Here is a 13924-nt window from a genome sequence, read left to right as displayed (position 1 = left end):
GACACATGATCTGGTACGGACTTCTGGCGGCCGCCGTCGCCGCCGAGCGCGTCGCCGAACTCGTCGTCGCCCGCCGCAACGAACGGTGGAGCACCGCCCGAGGCGCGACCGAGTCCGGGCAGGGCCACTACCCGGCGATGGTCGTCCTCCACACCGGTCTGCTGGCCGGCTGCCTTGCCGAGGTGTGGCTGGCCGACCGGCCTTTCCTCCCCGCCCTGGCCTGGCCGATGCTGACGCTCCTGGTGGCCGCCCAGGCGCTGCGGTGGTGGTGCATCCGTACCCTGGGCCCCCGTTGGAACACCCGAGTGATCGTCGTACCCGGTCTGCCGCTGGTGACGGGCGGCCCCTACCGGTGGCGGTGGCTGCGGCATCCGAACTATGTGGCGGTCGTCGCCGAGGGTGTGGCCCTGCCACTGGTTCACACGGCCTGGGTTACCGCCGCCGTGTTCACGGTGCTCAACGCCGCCCTGCTCACCGTGCGCATCCGCTGCGAGAACCGGGCGCTGGCCGGCGCGACCACGTCGACCGCGCCCGCTCCGGCGTGATCGACGTCCTGGTGGCCGGCGGCGGACCGGCGGGGCTGGCCGCCGCCATTCACGCCGCGCTCGCCGGCCTGGAGACCGTCGTCGTCGAACCCCGGACCGGGCCCGTCGACAAGGCCTGCGGTGAAGGCGTCATGCCCGGCGGTGTCACCGCACTGCGAGCACTGGGTGTCGAGGTCACCGGCCGCGAACTGCGCGGCATCCGTTACGTGGACGGCACCGCCCGCGCCGAAGCACCCTTCCACGGCCACAGCGGGCTGGGGATCCGCCGTACGACGCTCCACTCCGCACTGCACCGGCGCGCCCTCGACCTGGGCGTGCGGATGCTGCCGGGCAAGGTGGGTGAGGTGAGGCAGAGCGCGGACACGGTCACCGCCGCGGGCACCACGGCCCGCTGGCTGATCGCCGCCGACGGCCTGCACTCCCCGGTGCGGCGCCGTCTGGGGCTGGAATTGCCGGGCATCGCTCACGGCCGTTACGGACTGCGCCAGCACTTCCGCGTCGAGCCGTGGACGGACTTCGTGGAGGTCCACTGGTCCGGGCACGGTGAGGCGTATGTGACGCCGGTCGGCGACGACTTGGTGGGCGTCGCGGTCCTCAGCCGCAGCCGTCGCGGGTACGAGGAGCACCTGGCCGGCTTCCCGGCCCTCGCCGCGTCGCTGCACGGACCGGCGGCGACGGAGGTTCGCGGCGCCGGTCCGCTGCTGCAGCGGGTGCGGCGCAGAACCGCCGGCCGTGTCCTGCTCGTCGGCGACGCGGCGGGCTATCTGGACGCCCTCACCGGTGAGGGCATCGCCCTCGCGCTGGCGACGGCCGGGGCAGCCGTCCGCTGCCTGGCCGCCGGGCGACCCAACGAGTACGAGCGCGCCTGGGCCCGGCTGACCCGACGCCACCGGCTGCTGACGGGCGCCCTGCTCGCCGCGAGCCGCCGTCCCGGCACCGCCCGCCTCATCGTCCCCGCGGCGTCCCGGATGCCCCCGGTGTTCTCGGCCGCGGTACGCGCACTTCAGTAGCGGCCTGCCCTTTCCCGCGGACACGGAAGGGGGCGGCACCCTCACCGGCTGCCCGCCCACTGAGCGTTCAGGACCGTCGTGCCGAAGACCGGTCACCGCTGTCTCGAAGGCGGTCACAGCAGCTACGCCGGGGCCAGTCACCGATGTGCCGGAGGCCGGTCATGGCTGGGCCGGTCGCCGGTCAGCGCTTGAGCGGGCCGACTCCGTTGAGCAGCGTGTCCACGACCGCGGCGGCGAGCGCGTCCGGGTCGATGTCGCTCACGGCGCGCTCCAGGATCGCCTGCTCGATCAGGGCGTGGTACGCGCGCTGCGCCCAGGCCAGATCAGCGCCGGGGCGCAACAGTTCGGCCTCCTGAGCGCGTTCGAGCAGAAGCAGGCCCTTGGCGAAGATCCGGTCGTGTGCGGCGACGGCCTCGGGGTCGCGCAACTGGGGCTGGCTGATGGCGAACCGCCAGCCGCTCTTGACCTGAATCACGTTCGCGGTCACCTGGTGGAGCGCGACCAGGGGGGGTGCGGTCTCCGGGCGGCCCGCGTCGATAGCCTCCTCGACCTGCCGGAAGGCATGCGCCGCCATCGCGTCGAGCAGCGCCTCACGCGAGAGGAAACGCCGGTGCACGGTGGTGCGGGCGACGCCCGCGGCGGCCGCGATCTGAGCCAGGGTCGCGCCGGGGTCCTCGCTCAGCACCCGCTCGGCGGTCTCCAGGATCGTACGAACGGTGCGCTCGGTGTCTGCGCGCAGCGGTCGCTCCCTCGCGGTGTCCGGCACGGTGTGACCGCCTCCCAGTTTGCCCCAGGTCTCTCCTCGGAGTTCGCAACCCCCTCAACGTACATCACTGTAGCGATACGACAATGACTTGCATCATTGATGTTGCATCTCTGCATTTTCTAGCTACATTTATGTCGCAAGAAACGCAGAACTTGCATCTATCGAGGAGCGAATCACCATGTCACAGGACCCCCAGGACCCCCAGCGCCGGCAGGACTGGATCGAGACGTACGAGTTCCAGGAGGGCGTCGCCGCGAGCGGTCCTGCGGAGTTCCAGCAGGTCGGTGTCCTCAAGATCGGCAGTCCGGACGCCGGCCGCGTCCTGGTGCTGGTCGGCGGCCGCGAGGGCGGTGCGGCGGTCTTCAAGCACGCGGCGCGCAGCCTCGCCGGGGCGTCCGAGGACCTCCAGGTGTGGGCGGTCGACCGGCGCGAGCAGAACCTCGCGGACCTCTCCGGGTTCGCCCGTAGCCCCGAGCAGGCAACCGAGTACTACCTGGGCGGGCACTACACGGCGCGGGAACAGGCCGAGTCGCCGTTCGCCGCGTCCTGGGGTCTGGAAGTCCTCGTGGAGGACCTGCGCCGCGTCGTGCAGGCCGCGTCGGACGGCGGCCGCCGCGAGGTGATCCTCGGCGGAGTCTCCGTGGGCGCCACCGCCGCGCTGCTCTACGCCGGCTGGGACTTCGACGGCACCCCTGGCTACCGCGACCTCGCGGGCCTCGCGGTCGTCGACGGCGGTGTCCTCAACGCCTACTCGGGAGCCGGCATGGAGTTCGACCTGCCGCTGCCGGCCGCCGAGGGCTGGCTGGGAGCGATCGAAGGGGGCGCAGTCTTCGAGGACTTCACCAGCACCACCGTCGGCCTGGGCACCCGTCCCGAGGACGCCGCCGTCTGGTTCCAGCTCGCGGCCGTGCACGCGGTAGCCGACCCGGACGCCCCCGCCGTACTGGCCGACCGGCTCCCCGAGACCGTCCGGACCGACCGCAAGCTCACCAACGCGGGCCTGCTCGGGTACCTCTTCGACGCGAGCCGTGCCCACCCGTCGTTCTCGGTGAACGCCGGAACCCTTGAGGGCGGCGGCAGTTGGACCGACGGCGGCCCGACGCGCCTGGCCACCGTCGCCGAGGCGTTCGCGGGCCCGGTGCCGAGCGCCTGGCTCTGGTACACGCTCAACCGGGTCCTGCTCGACTACGTCGCCGGGATGCCTTTCACCGAGACCGACGTCACCAAGCGGCTCGGGCTACGCCTGTCGCACACCGCCGAGATCGACATTCCCCTGTACGCCTTCCAGTCCGGTCTGACGAACGGCACCACGGGCCAGGCAGCCGCCGCCGTGACCGCCGCCAGCCGCATCCCGGAACTGTCGCTCCACTCGGACGCGGCCCTCTCCCACCAGGACGTCGTCTACGCCGAGTGGGACGACAACCGCTTCCTGCAGACCCTGTCGCAGTTCCTGCGCAACCTCCCGCGCCGCGCCCACTGACCGGACGAGAGGGGATCACCCCCGTCTCCCCTGCCTCTCCCCAGGTCTCTCCCCATACTTTTCCCTCGGACCTTTCCCCTCGGAAGGAGCAGTCGGATGACTGCCGTCACCGCCAGCCCTGCGGCACCTCCTCGGGCCGGACTGACGATCTTCGCCCTGTGTCTGGCCGTCTTCATCGTTCCGATCGGCCTCAGCAGCGCACCGGTGGCGCTGCCCGCGATAGGTCACGACCTCGACGCGGGTGTCGTACCGCTGCAGTGGGTCGTCAACGCCTACAACGTGACCGCCGCGAGCTTCATGATGGCGGCGGGCTCCGTCGCCGACCGGATCGGCCGCAAGAGGGTGTTCGCGTTCGGCGTCGGGCTCTACGGCCTCTCGTCGCTGATCGCCGCTCTCGCCGGCAACGTCATCGTGCTCGACGTCGCGCGCGGCATCTCCGGTGTCGCGGCCGCCGCCATCATGACCGCCGGTGTCTCCGTCATCGCCAACATGTTCCAGGGCGCGGCCCGTACGAGGGCGTTCGCGTACGTGGGCGTCACCATCGGCGCGGGCCTGGCGCTCGGCCCGACTACCTCCGGTCTGCTGGTCTCCGGCCTCGGCTGGCGTTCCGTCTTCTACGTCCAGGTCGTCATCGCGGCCGCGTCCTTGGTGGGCTTCAAGCTGGTCCAGGAGTCGAAGGACCCCGACGCCAGCGCTGTCGACTGGCCGGGCACGGTCACCTTCACCCTCGGGCTCTTCGCCTTCACACTCGGCATCATCGAGGGCCCGCAGTGGGGCTGGGGCAGTGTGGCGGTCCTGGGCCTGTTCATCGGCTGCGTGGTCTTCCTCGGCGCCTTCGTCTTCGTCGAACGGCGCCGGCAGAAGCCCATGTTCGACCTCACGCTCTTCGCCGAGCCCCGCTTCCTCGCCGTCAACCTGCTGGCCACCGCGGTCTCCTTCGGCTTCGTCGGCCTGATGGTGCTGCTTCCGTCGTACCTGGTCGGAGCCAACGGGCTCGGCGACAGCCAGGCCGGCCTGACCCTGCTTCTGCTCACCGCTCCGGTTCTGGTGTTCCCACTGGTCGCCGGCCGCCTGGTGCAGTCCGGCTTCTCCATGCGCTCGATCCTTAGCGGCAGCCTGCTGCTCGTCGCCGCGGGTTGCGCCTGGCTGACGGTGGTCCACCCCGGCATCAGCACGCTCGGACTGGCCGGACCGCTGTTCGTGGTCGGTGTCGGAATCGGGCTCATCTACGGGCTCATGGACGGCGCGGCGGTCAGCACCGTTCCGCCGGCCAAGGTCGGTATGGCAAGCGGCATGTTCAACACGATCCGGCTCGCCAGTGAGGCCGTCGCGGTCGCGGGCATGGTCGCCGCGCTCGTCTCTCTGGTCCAGGGCCGCGTCTCCGACAGGCTGAGCCGCTTCTCCCAGGGCACCGAACTCGACACCCGCGATGTCGCCGACAGCGTCACCAGCGGCAACGTCACCGGACCCGCCGAGCAGGTGCCCATCGGCGTGCGCGCGGAGTTCACCGACTTTCTCCGCGAGAGCTACACCCAGGGTTTCCAGGTCGTCCTGTGGTGCGCGGCCGGCATCTGTGTGGTCAGCGCGCTGGTGCTCCACCGCATCCTGACGGACCGAACGGCCGACTCCGCAGATGACACCGCCGTGGAGTCACCGTCTACGGCGGGGACGGCCGTCTGAGCCACCCCCGTCACAGACTCCTGCTGGGCCTGCCGTCTCCGTTCTTCTGGGCCGAGGTGAGGATCAGCTGGTCGATCAGAGCGATCAGTACGTCCCGGCACGACTCACGGTCCCGGGCGTCGCAGAGAAGCACGGGAGTTCCCTCCGGCAGGGCCAGGGAGTCGCGGATCGCTTCGGGGTCGTACGGATGCTTTCCGTGGAAGCCGTTGACGCCGACGACGAACGGGATGTCCCGCCGCTCGAAGAAGTCGATGGCGGCGAAGCTGGACTTCGGCCTGCGTACGTCGATGAGGACCACGGCACCCAGAGCGCCGATGGCGAGGTCGTTCCACATGAACCAGAACCTCTGCTGCCCGGGCGTACCGAAGAGGTAGAGGATCAGTTCCTGGCTGAGCGTGATCCGGCCGAAGTCCAGGGCCACGGTGGTGGCCTGCTTCTCGGGGATGCCGTCGAGGTCGTCGACGCCCAGACCGGCCGAGGTGAGTGATTCCTCGGTGCGCAGCGGGACGATCTCGCTGACCGAGCCGACCATGGTCGTCTTGCCGACACCGAATCCACCGGCGATCAGGATCTTGACCGTGTCGGGTGCTTGGGGTGCCGAGGTCCCCTGGGTGACGGGGTCAGAGCCGGCCAAGGCCGTCCCTCACTTTCTGCAGCAGGTCCATGTCCGAGGTCAGGGAGATCTGACGCGGCGCGCGGGCGGTGATCCGGCCTTCCTCCAGCAGGTCGCACAGCATGATGCAGACCACGCTCACCGACAGGTCGAGCTGGGCGGCGATCTCCGCCACGGCGACGGGCTTCGCGCACAGCCGCAGAATCCGCGCGTGCTCGGGCTGCGGCCGGCCGGCCAGGTCGGGCGGCGGATCCACCGCGGTGACCGTCGTGATGAGGGTGAAGTCGGAGCGGCTGGGCCTGGTCCGGCCGCCGGTCAGCGTGAACGGCCGTACCAGGCGGCCCGCCGCGTCGCCTCCGTTCACCTCACTCGCCGTCGTCGGTGACGGCGGTGCCGGCACGAGGCGCCGCACTGAGGTGCTCGCCGATCTTCTTCACCAGCATGTTCATCTGGTACGCGACCACGCCGACGTCCGCGCCCTGGTTGGTGAGCACCGCGAGGTGGGCGCCGGGTCCGGCCGTGCTGAGTATGAGGAAGCAGTTGGCCATCTCGATGAGCGCCTGTCGCACTGGGCCGCCGTGAAAGTCCATGCTGACGCCCTTGCTGAGGCTCATCAGGCCGGACGCGGTCGCCGCCAGCCGCTCCGCGTCGTCGCGCAGGAAGCCCGTGGACCTGCTGACGACCAGTCCGTCCTCGGAGAGCACGACGGCGTGGTTGACTTCGGCGACCCGTTCCACCAGTCCGGTGAGCAGTTGGTCGAGCTGGCTGTGCGTGGCGGGGACGGGGCGTGTCATTTCTCTGTCCTTCATGAGCGGTCTGCGGGCGGAGTCGAGGTGGCGGATACGCCTTCCGGTGCGGCTACTTCTCCTTGGTCGTCCGTCGTATCCGTGATGTCGTCACGCGCCTGGAGCGTTCCGCGCTGGAAGCCGGAGAGGGAGGAGGCCGCGCGCTCGGCGCTGAAGTCCTCGAAGGAGTCGTCAGCGGTCGCGATGGGCTCGGAGTCCTCACGCAGTTCGGCTGCCAGGCTGGTCTGCGGTACACGGCGCGGCAGCGGAGAAAGTGCACCGGCGCTGTCGGCTTCGCCCGAGTCCGGGTGCGGCAGGCCGGAGCCGGAGGCGGACCGGGAGGCATCGGCGGCCGTCCGAGTCCGGGCGACGGGCTGGGTCTCCCGTGAGCGCTCGTGGGTCTGCCGCTCCGGGCCGGGAGTACCTGCGGTGGATCTCTTCGCGGCTGCGGCAGGCTCGTGGGCCGGGGAGCCCGCCGAGTCCGCCGAAGCTGCCGTATCCGTGCCCGTGGAAGGGAATTCGCCGGGCTCCCGCACCACGATGTCGTGCGGGAGGAGCACGATCGCGGTGGTCCCTCCGTACGGCGAGGAGCGCAGTGTGACGGCGATGCCGTGCCGGGTGGCGAGCCGGGCGATCACGAACATGCCGAGCCGCAGGTCGTCGGCCAGCGCCACCACGTCGAACTGCGGGGCCACCGCCAACTGGGCGTTGAACGCCGCGTAGTCCTCCTCGGACATACCCAGGCCGCGGTCCTCGATCTCGACGGCCAGACCCTTCGCCACCATTCCGGCCCGCATCCCGACCGGGCTGGGCGCGGGAGAGTACGCGGTCGCGTTGTCGATCAGCTCGGCCAGCAGATGGATGACGTCCGCCACCGCGGGCGGGGTGAGGAACACCTCCTCGTCGGTGTGTACCTCCACCCGCTGGTACTCGGCTATCTCGCCGATGGCGCTGCGCAGGATGTCGATCAGCGCGACCGGTTCGGTCCAGCTACGCCGGGGCTGCTCACCGCTGATGATGACGAGGTTCTCCTCGTACCGGCGCAACTGGCTCGCGTTGGAGTCGAGTTCGTACAGGCCCTTGAGGATCTGCGGGTCCTGGTGCTCGCGTTCCAGTGTGTCGAGCTTGCTGAGCTGGAGGTTGACCAGGTTCTGGCTCTGCCGGGCGATGCCCAGGATCACCTTCTGGAAGCCGCGTCTGGTGTCGGCGAGTTCCACCGCGGTGTGCACGGCCGTGCGCTGCGCGGTGTTGAACGCCTGTGCCACCTGGCCGAGTTCGTCCGTGCCGTAGTCCAGCGGAGGCGCGGCGGACTCCATGTCGATCTTCTCGCCGCGGTCGAGCCGCGCGACGACGTCGGGCAGCCGCTCCTCCGCGAGGCTGAGGGTCGCGATGCGCAGTCCGCGCAGCCGACGGGAGAGGGACCGGGTGATGCGCCACGACATCACGACGCAGACCAGCAGGGCGACAAAGCCACCGGCGCTCAGCGAGGCCGCTTTGATCAGCAGTCCCCGCGCCTTGTCGTCGCTACGCTTGAGCAGTGCGTCCGTCTCCTGGCGGATCAGGACCGTGTACTGGTCCGAGACCTTTTCCAGTGCGGTGCTCCACCGCTTCTCCGCGTCCGGCAGAGCGATCTTCCGGTCGTCGGTGGCGCCGGTCCGGGCCGCGAGCACCTGGTCCTCGACGGCCTCCAGGGTCTTCCACTCCGGGCTCTGGAGAATCCGCTCGGTCTCTGCCTTCAACGTGCCGCGCGCTGCGGGCTGGAGCTGGTCCTCGACGAGCCAGCGCCGTACGTTGACCAACTGCGCGAACTCGTCCCACGACTTCTCGTCGAACTGCCCCGACGCCCAGGCCAGACGCAGCTGGGCGTCCTCCTGGGAGACCAACTCCGCCGAGTGTTCAAGGGCGACGAGCGGCCCCGCCTGCGAGGTGAGGTCCCCGTCGTCGACCTGGGAGAGTTCCTGGAAGGCGTGGATCTGGTCGTCGATGATCGAGGTGTACTGGGCCAGCGCCTGGTCGGCGGTCATGTTGGTGGGGTTGTCCACCTGGCCCCGGTAGTACTCCAGGCTCCCCATCGAGGCGATGACCGAGTACATCCGGTCGGCGATCCGCGCGGGGGCCTGCTGGATCGCGTCGGACTGACCGGCCAGTTTGGCGATCTCCTCGTCGGTACGTTTCCGCTGCTCGTCCAGGGCGGTCCGGGAGCTGCCCGGCGAGCCCAACAGCACGGCTGACAGGCTGCGTTCCTGTTCCAGCGCGAGCGTCGCGTCGGTGCCCATGGCTCCGGTCGACTCGCTCAGCGCGGTCTGGTCCCGCAGCCGCAGCCCCTCGGAGAACATCTGGATCGTCGTCACACCCCACATGGCGGCGAGGGTGACGCTGGGGACCAGAGCCAGCATTATCAGCGAGAGTCGTATGGAACCGAGACGGCGCCGGGCACCTGTCCGTGGAGACATGGTCGTCCTAGGGCTAACCACAGGCGGAAACGGGCTGCGGGGAGGGAGCGGTGGGCGGGGGGTTCGGACGAGCGCGGCGGGTGACCGTGTGTCCGGTAGAGCACCAGGGGGTGCGCAGGATGCTATCCGTACAAGTGACCGTACGCACGGTGAGTATCCGAAACATTGGTCACGTCGTTATCTGAAGGCGGCGGATCAGCGTGTCCCCTGGGCCGCGAACTCCGCGACCGCGGCGACGTTCTCCTTGGTGACGAACGCCGGACCTGTGAGGACCGGGGCCTCTCCGCCGCCGCTGAGATTGCCGTTCGTCTTGTAGAGCCAGATCGAGTCCACCGCGAGATAGCCCTGCAGATAGGGCTGTTGGTCCACCGCGAACTGCACAGTCCCCTGCTGCACGGCCTTGACCAGGTCCGCGTCGAGGTCGAAGGTCGCGATCCCGGCCTTGCTGCCGGCCTCCTTCACGGACTTCACCGCGGCGAGCGCGAGGCTCGCCGTGTTCGTGACGACTTCGTCGATGGTCGGGTCCTGCTGCACTCTGGCCGTGATGGCCTCGGCCGCCGCGTCGGGGTCGGCGCCGTTCACGTAGAGATTCTCGGTCTCGCCGCCGAATGTCTTCCTCACACCGGCGCAGCGCGCTTCCAGGGCGACATTTCCCTGCTCGTGGATGACACACAGCGCGTGCTTGACCTTGTAGCCGTCCAGTTTGTCGCCGACGGCCTGGCCCGCGACGCTCTCGTCCTGGCCGAAGTATTCCAGCAGGCCCGCCGACTGCCAGGCGTCGATACCGGAGTTGAGACCGACGACGGGTATGCCCGCCGCCTTGGCCTGGGCGACCGCACTCTTCATCGCGTCCGGCTTGGCCAGGGTCACCGCGATGCCGTCGACCTGGTCGGCGACCGCGTCCCGCACCAGGTCCGCCTGACCGGTGGCGTCGGGATCGTTCGTGTACGTCAGGTCGATGTTGTCCTTGGCGGCCGCTGCCTGCGCGCCCTTCTGCACCAGCTCCCAGAACACGTCCCCAGGGGCGCTGTGGGTGATCAGGGCGACCTTGAGCACGGGGGTGTCCGCCTGGCCGGCCGGGGCGGCGTCACTGCCCGATTCCGACCCGCCGGAAAGGGAGCAGCCGGCAGCGAGCAGACAGACGGCGGCGAGAGCGGGGACCAGAGCCGTGCCGCGCGCGGAGCTGCCGGAAAGGTGACGTGCGGAAGTCATGTTCATGATGGTGCGGCACCTCGCTGTGCAGCCGGACAAGCGGATGGGGCGTCAAGTCGGCACGACCGTCGGCGGGATGAGGACCGACTGTCTGACTATCACTGGCCGGAGCAAAGCGCGTGTGACGCCTGGTAGTCAAGTGAGCACCTGCTTAGTAGCGCTGCCTTCAGGTGCGCCGACCTTGGCTGGTCGGGAGCAGGTTGGAGGGACGAGGCTCGGGCAGGCGCAACAGCTCCGGGGTGAGTCGCGTGGTGTCGTTTCCGGGACGCCGACCACTGGATATCTGTTAGCGCTTTCACTCCTATGTTTCGGTGGAGTTTCCGTTGCATTCGGACTGAGGGGCAACGGTCAAGATTTACACATGAACACTTGTGGGCGTTTGTGACGACGGCCGACGATTGGCCGGATCGCATCCATTACACGAGCACGCGGGAGCTCCCGGTGGCCGCTGACCAAATCACCTCCGAGCCGGCCGACACCCCGGCGGCAGCCCAAACGGAGCGGCAGAAACTGCGCAAACACTTCGGCCGCTTCGACATCCTTTTCTTCCTTCTCTGCACCATCGTCGGAGTGGATACGATCGGCACCGTGGCCTCGTCCGGTGCCGAGGCTTTCACCTGGCTCATCGTGCTGGCCGTCGTGTTCTTCGTGCCCTCCGCGCTGCTGACCGCCGAACTCGGGGCCGCGTTCCCCGACGAGGGCGGTCCCTATATCTGGACCAGCCGGGCCTTCGGCCGACTCGCCGGCGCCGTCAACAACTTCCTCTACTGGATCACCAATCCGGTCTGGCTCGGCGGCACGCTCTCCGTTTCCGCCGTCACGGCGTACACGACCTTCTTCAACGACGGGAAAGACCTGAGCACGCCGGCGTTCTACGCCTTCACCCTCGTGTTCGTCTGGGTGGGCGTGCTCGCCGCGATCCTCTCCTTCGACGTCGGCAAGTGGATTCCCACCGTCGGCGCCTGGAGCCGTTTCCTCCTCCTCGGCCTGTTCACCATCACGGTCGTGGTGTACGGCATCCAGCACGGCCTGCACGGATTCGGGCTCGGTGACTTCTCCCCCACCTACGTGGGATTCGTCGGCCTGGTGCCCGTCCTGATGTTCAACTACGTCGGTTTCGAGCTGCCCAACACCGCCGGCGACGAAATGACCGACGCTCAGAAGGACGTCCCCTTCGCCATCTTCCGCAGCGCCTTCCTCGCCGTACTGCTCTACGCGCTGCCGATCCTCGGCATCCTGCTCGTTCTGCCGGTCAAGGCCATCACCGGCCTCGGCGGATTCATCGACGCGATCCGACAGGTCTTCACCGTGTACGGCGGCCACGTCGCCGCCGACGGCACCGCCACGCTCAGCGGCGCCGGCAGCCTGCTCGGGAACCTCGCCGCGATCATGTTCATCCTCACGGTGCTGTCCTCCGGCGTCACCTGGATCATGGGCTCCGACCGCGCCCTCGCCGTCTCCGGCTACGACGGCGCCGCACCCCGCTTCCTCGGCGTCATCTCCAGCCGGTTCGGCACACCGGTACGGGTCAACATCCTCAGCGGGCTGGTCTCCACAGTCGTCCTGGTCCTGGCCCACGAACTGACCGACGGCAGCGCCGCGAAGCTCTTCGGCGCCGTCCTCGGCCTCGCCGTCTCCACCACCCTCGTCAGCTACCTGGGCATTTTCCCGGCGCTCGCGGTACTGCGTCGTAAGGCCCCCGAGGTCCCCCGCCCCTACAAGGCGCCCTTCCCCCGCACGATCAGCGTGGTGCTCACCCTGCTGATCCTCTTCGCAAGTGTGCAGCTGGTCGCCCCCGGACTCGGCGACCACTGGTTCGGCCCCGACTACGCACCGGACGGCTGGAGCCACGACGAACGCTGGAAGTACCTGCTGACGGAGGCCCTCCCGCTCATCGGGTTCATGCTCCTCGGCGTGCTCTTCTGGGCACTGGGCAAACCCACCCGCACTGCGTCTGCCGCCAAGGAGTAGCACACGGGCAGGCAGACCGGTGGGCCCCAGGTCGTCGTGATACTTGCGCTGCGGGGCTACCGAGCGAGTGAGCCATGCGGCCAGGCCGCAGCAATCAGAGGCGTCCGTGGACGTCGCGGTTCCGCACCCGCCAGGCCCGCACCAGCAGGAAGAGTCCGATCAGCACGACCACCACGCCAAGCGCGGCGTACTGGCCGTGGCCGGACATGGCCGAGCCGCTCATGGCTCCGACGCCCTGCGCGATCCAGACCGCGCCGAGCACGACGAGGACGATCCCACCGATGCCGCGGACCAACATGCTCGCTCCATTCTCCGCACCAGTACGTCTGTCGCGGCGCCCCGCACGTTCAGCACTCAGCTTGGCCCCGTTCGTTGTGCCAGGGGTTGCCGAAGTTCTTACGAATCGGGAACGTCGCACCGGCTGATCGCACTCGCCCTGACCGCGTGCCAGTGTCCGCGCATCGCACCGCACCGCTCGGCTCCGCACCGCACGGAGCGGTACCGGACGGCACTGGCATCTTTCCGAATTCTTACGCGTCGTTCGCAGACGCCTCCGAGCGGAGATCCACTCGTACGATCCAAGTGGCCCCGAGGTACTGGCAGTTCGAGCCTTCGGGCCGGATCACCGCTTTCGGCACATTCTCTTTTCTCCCACTCGCTTCTCTCTCCTACACGCTCTTCTCTCCTACACGTGGAGTCATCTCTCATGGTCTTCAGCAAGCGAGCTGCCTTGATGACGGGAACCATCGTCACCGCCGCGGCGGCGGTGATCGGCAGTGCGGCAGTCGGCCAGGCATCGGGCAGACCGACCTCGGACACCCCTGCGGTCACGACGCCGATCCCGCCGCAGCTGCAAGTACCTGACGGCAACAAGAAGATCGCCGTTCTCGACGCACAGGGCGTACAGACCTACGCGTGCACCAACGGTGCCTGGACATTCGTCGAGCCGGCCGCCACGCTGTCGGACTCCCGGGACAGTCGCCACCGCCCGATCGCCCTTCACTCGCGAGGACCGGTGTGGGTCTCCACGGTGGACGGCAGTGCCGTCAACGCCTCCGCCGTGCCCGGCGCGAGCGTCCCCAGCGACAACGCCGTCCCGCAACTACTGCTCCAGGCAACGGCTACCCGTGGCAGCGGCGTCTTCGGCTCTGTCTCCTACGTTCAGCGACTGGCCACACGAGGGGGCGTCGCCCCCAGCGGGTCCTGCTCACCCGGAGCGCAGGCCGGCGTGCCGTACCGGGCCACGTACGTCTTCTACGCGCCTGCGCAGAACTGAGGTCCTTCGCCACCTGAGCCTGGTGGTTGTACGGGTCGTACGGGTCGTACGGGTCGTACGGGTCGTACGGGTCGTACGAGCCGCATGGGTCGCGCGGGTCGGGGGAAGGGAACGACGCACGGCGTCGGCGACG

Annotated in this window: 13 protein-coding genes; 6 read left to right on the top strand and 7 right to left on the bottom strand. The window is 69.2% G+C overall.

The features are described from left to right. Window positions 1-5: 5 nt before the first annotated feature. Window positions 6-545 (top strand): isoprenylcysteine carboxyl methyltransferase family protein, encoded by a 540-nt coding sequence (locus ACFVKT_RS01955; protein WP_385728097.1) that lies wholly within the window; start codon window positions 6-8, stop codon window positions 543-545. Further along, window positions 542-1555, top strand: a complete 1014-nt coding sequence (locus tag ACFVKT_RS01950) for an NAD(P)/FAD-dependent oxidoreductase (RefSeq protein WP_385726526.1) — start codon at window positions 542-544, stop codon at window positions 1553-1555. Before ACFVKT_RS01955 ends, ACFVKT_RS01950 begins: the two co-directional genes overlap by 4 nt. A gap of 181 nt (window positions 1556-1736) precedes the next feature. Here the strand turns inward: ACFVKT_RS01950 and ACFVKT_RS01945 are convergent, their stop codons facing one another. Further along, window positions 1737-2321: a TetR family transcriptional regulator gene (locus tag ACFVKT_RS01945; protein WP_385726524.1), complete on the bottom strand. Its 585-nt coding sequence runs from the start codon at window positions 2319-2321 to the stop codon at window positions 1737-1739. A 178-nt stretch (window positions 2322-2499) separates the two neighbouring features. Here ACFVKT_RS01945 and ACFVKT_RS01940 point away from each other — a divergent pair, with 178 nt between their 5' ends. Together ACFVKT_RS01940 and ACFVKT_RS01935 are read left to right on the top strand one after the other, a co-directional pair. Beyond that, the gene (locus ACFVKT_RS01940) at window positions 2500-3801 is read left to right on the top strand and encodes an alpha/beta hydrolase (protein WP_385726522.1); all 1302 of its coding nucleotides are present in this window, start codon (window positions 2500-2502) and stop codon (window positions 3799-3801) included. 96 nt (window positions 3802-3897) lie between these two features. Continuing rightward, window positions 3898-5481 carry an MFS transporter gene (locus tag ACFVKT_RS01935; protein WP_385726520.1) on the top strand — a complete coding sequence of 528 codons (1584 nt, stop codon included), beginning with the start codon at window positions 3898-3900 and terminating at the stop codon, window positions 5479-5481. A 10-nt stretch (window positions 5482-5491) separates the two neighbouring features. Here the strand turns inward: ACFVKT_RS01935 and ACFVKT_RS01930 are convergent, their stop codons facing one another. The 5 genes from ACFVKT_RS01930 to ACFVKT_RS01910 all read right to left on the bottom strand — a co-directional run bounded on the left by ACFVKT_RS01930 (window position 5492) and on the right by ACFVKT_RS01910 (window position 10550). After that, the gene (locus tag ACFVKT_RS01930) at window positions 5492-6115 is read right to left on the bottom strand and encodes an ATP/GTP-binding protein (protein WP_385726518.1); all 624 of its coding nucleotides are present in this window, start codon (window positions 6113-6115) and stop codon (window positions 5492-5494) included. Continuing rightward, window positions 6102-6458 carry a DUF742 domain-containing protein gene (locus ACFVKT_RS01925; protein WP_385726517.1) on the bottom strand — a complete coding sequence of 119 codons (357 nt, stop codon included), beginning with the start codon at window positions 6456-6458 and terminating at the stop codon, window positions 6102-6104. Before ACFVKT_RS01925 ends, ACFVKT_RS01930 begins: the two co-directional genes overlap by 14 nt. Window position 6459: 1 nt before the next feature. Continuing rightward, window positions 6460-6888 carry a roadblock/LC7 domain-containing protein gene (locus tag ACFVKT_RS01920; protein WP_385726515.1) on the bottom strand — a complete coding sequence of 143 codons (429 nt, stop codon included), beginning with the start codon at window positions 6886-6888 and terminating at the stop codon, window positions 6460-6462. Window positions 6889-6899: 11 nt separating this feature from the next. Continuing rightward, a complete protein-coding gene (locus tag ACFVKT_RS01915) occupies window positions 6900-9332 on the bottom strand; it encodes a nitrate- and nitrite sensing domain-containing protein (protein ID WP_385726513.1) in 2433 nt (810 codons plus the stop codon). A 195-nt stretch (window positions 9333-9527) separates the two neighbouring features. Next, window positions 9528-10550: a substrate-binding domain-containing protein gene (locus ACFVKT_RS01910; protein ID WP_385726511.1), complete on the bottom strand. Its 1023-nt coding sequence runs from the start codon at window positions 10548-10550 to the stop codon at window positions 9528-9530. 435 nt (window positions 10551-10985) lie between these two features. Between ACFVKT_RS01910 and ACFVKT_RS01905 the strand changes: the two genes are divergently transcribed. Beyond that, window positions 10986-12515: an APC family permease gene (locus tag ACFVKT_RS01905; protein WP_385726509.1), complete on the top strand. Its 1530-nt coding sequence runs from the start codon at window positions 10986-10988 to the stop codon at window positions 12513-12515. 94 nt (window positions 12516-12609) lie between these two features. On the opposite strand, the gene ACFVKT_RS01900 is transcribed toward ACFVKT_RS01905, so the two are convergent. Further along, window positions 12610-12813, bottom strand: a complete 204-nt coding sequence (locus ACFVKT_RS01900; protein WP_385726507.1) for a hypothetical protein — start codon at window positions 12811-12813, stop codon at window positions 12610-12612. 435 nt (window positions 12814-13248) lie between these two features. Here ACFVKT_RS01900 and ACFVKT_RS01895 point away from each other — a divergent pair, with 435 nt between their 5' ends. After that, window positions 13249-13791, top strand: coding sequence for a DUF3455 domain-containing protein (locus ACFVKT_RS01895; protein WP_385726505.1), 543 nt, complete (start codon window positions 13249-13251; stop codon window positions 13789-13791). Window positions 13792-13924 lie beyond the last annotated feature (133 nt).

The organism is Streptomyces sp. NPDC127595 (assembly GCF_042671685.1).
Lineage (GTDB): Bacteria > Actinomycetota > Actinomycetes > Streptomycetales > Streptomycetaceae > Streptomyces.
Note: the sequence above shows the minus strand (reverse complement) of the source record. Positions and strands in the feature narration are given on the sequence as shown.

Excerpts from the sequence above, each read along its gene's own strand:
- ACFVKT_RS01955 (WP_385728097.1), top strand. The coding sequence starts at position 6 with ATGATCTGGTACGGACTTCTGGCGGCCGCCGTCGCCGCCGAGCGCGTC.
- ACFVKT_RS01940 (WP_385726522.1), top strand. The coding sequence starts at position 2,500 with ATGTCACAGGACCCCCAGGACCCCCAGCGCCGGCAGGACTGGATCGAG.
- ACFVKT_RS01935 (WP_385726520.1), top strand. The coding sequence starts at position 3,898 with ATGACTGCCGTCACCGCCAGCCCTGCGGCACCTCCTCGGGCCGGACTG.
- ACFVKT_RS01920 (WP_385726515.1), bottom strand. The coding sequence starts at position 6,888 with ATGACACGCCCCGTCCCCGCCACGCACAGCCAGCTCGACCAACTGCTC.
- ACFVKT_RS01915 (WP_385726513.1), bottom strand. The coding sequence starts at position 9,332 with ATGTCTCCACGGACAGGTGCCCGGCGCCGTCTCGGTTCCATACGACTC.
- ACFVKT_RS01910 (WP_385726511.1), bottom strand. The coding sequence starts at position 10,550 with ATGAACATGACTTCCGCACGTCACCTTTCCGGCAGCTCCGCGCGCGGC.
- ACFVKT_RS01900 (WP_385726507.1), bottom strand. The coding sequence starts at position 12,813 with ATGTTGGTCCGCGGCATCGGTGGGATCGTCCTCGTCGTGCTCGGCGCG.
- ACFVKT_RS01895 (WP_385726505.1), top strand. The coding sequence starts at position 13,249 with ATGACGGGAACCATCGTCACCGCCGCGGCGGCGGTGATCGGCAGTGCG.